Source organism: Endozoicomonas sp. SESOKO3, assembly GCF_024606255.1.
The window spans coordinates 1-1936 of sequence record NZ_JAHHPR010000613.1 but is presented as its reverse complement, the minus strand read 5'-3'; the positions used below and the strand labels follow the sequence as shown (position 1 = coordinate 1936).

At 48.6% G+C, this 1936-nt stretch carries 1 protein-coding gene; it reads right to left on the bottom strand.

Annotated elements, in window-relative coordinates:
- A partial coding sequence (locus tag KDK18_RS10825) for a hypothetical protein (protein WP_257254914.1) occupies positions 1-1724 on the bottom strand: 1724 nt, incomplete at its 3' end.
- Between the last annotated feature and the right edge of the window lie 212 nt (positions 1725-1936).

Here is a 1936-nt window from a genome sequence, read left to right as displayed (position 1 = left end):
GCTTGAGCATTCTTGCAGACCTTCCCGCATGGCTGTTGCTGGCCATTCTCCCTGACCACTGTCAAGTCACAGGTTTGTGGCCCGCTGTGGGCTATTCTTTTGTGATGCCACAGGGCTCTATTATTCTTGCAGACCTTCCCGCATGACTGCTGCTGACCATTTTCCCCGACCAATGTCGCCTCACAGGTTGGCTGATGCTTGTTGTGGAATAGGCGTTTGTGATCAAACAGAGCTTGAGTATTCTTGCAGACCTTGCCGCATGGCTGCTGCTGGCCATCCCCACCGACCACTGTTTCGTTACAGGCTTGTGGTTCTGTGTGGACTCTTCTTTTGTGGTCCCACAGAGCTCTGCTGTTGTTGAAGACCTTCCCGCATGAGTGCTGTTGACCATCCTTCCCGACCACTGTTGCCTCACAGGTTGGTCGCTGCCCGCTGTGGAATTTGCGTTTGTGTTCTACCAGGGCTTGAGCGTTCTTGCAGACCATGCCGCATGGCTGCTGGCCATCCTCACTGACCACTATTCCGTCACAGGTTTGTGGCCCGGTGTGGGCTCTTCTTTTGTGTTCCCAAAGGGCTTTATAACTCTTGCAGACCTTCCCGCATAACTGTTGCTGACCATTCTTACCGATCACTGTTTTCTCACAGCTCAGTTGCCCGCTGTGGAATTTAAGCTTGTGATCCGACAGAGCTTGTTCTGTGACTGTCTGGCAAAGATGAGATGAACTCTGACCCAATTGGGATGATTCTATCGTTGTTTGATGTGTTTCTGAAGTCTCAAACAGGGAGGTTAACTGGCCGAGCGTATCGCAAATTCCGACTTCTTCGGGAAGACTTTGTGGAAGGATTAGCTCATTGATGGTCGAAACACCAACGGCGTTGGAGAGAAAATTCACATTATAATTGAGTTGGCCGGCAGCATCAGTTGTATAGTCAGCGTCAGCATTCATTGGGTATGTAATGTATACAGGATCAAAATGACCCATGCATCTAAAGCAGTGTCCATTGACCAAATGGGGACACGAGCTTTTTCCGGAGTCTAACGGCCACTCAGAGGGCTCTCTGCTATCTGACGATGGGCGGAATTGACAAACGCCACGACAGGGATGGATGAAACAATCTAAACCCAAAGTATGCAGGTGTTGTTGGGGGTTCCCGTTACCGCTTCCAGAGCCAGAATACAGACGGCTAACGAAAGAGTCTGCAGGATCGGCCGCGGCTTCCGTGGCATGCTGACCTGATGATTTTGATGGTTGGTATGATTGTTGACTATGTCCTGAGCCAAGAACCATAGTGATGGTTGCAAACGGGTCATCCTGACTGGCTTCTTGTTGTTCGATCAGATCAAACGACGATGATTTTATGTTTAAGTGGCTTTTTAAAAGCCAGATGATATCGACAAGCACTTCTAATGGTAACCATGAATAAGCGGTGGCACCCGGAGGAGCGTCTTTGATAGTCAGGGTCAGCAGGCCAGTGGCGTAAACCGATTGCCAGGAAATCGCTTCAATAATGGTCGTTTCTACTCCGTGGCCCCAAGATCTGCGGGGTTTGTCATCAGGCGATGAATCTGGTCCTGCATAGTCTTTTGTGTTGGTAGTGTCTGAAGGGTTTCCAACACGCTTTACAAAAAAGCTCTGGTTTGGAAATATTCTAGTCTGTTCAAGCTCGACAATATAATGTCCTGTAAACGGTTCGGTCTGACAGGCGACAGGACATGTCAGCAAAAGCAGTGCCGCAAAGAGTGAATGTTTAATAATTATAGCCGCGCGTTCCAGTTGATAGAGACGAAGGATAGATCAAGAAAATATGTGTGTTTCTCTGTCAAAGATTTTCTGTTAAAAACTAGCAGCCTGTCGGACTTAAGCGTCCGTAGCGAGGATTGCAGCAAATTGGTCTGAAAATCCGCTTTTGTTCGTCAAATAGCTCGCTATTCTCC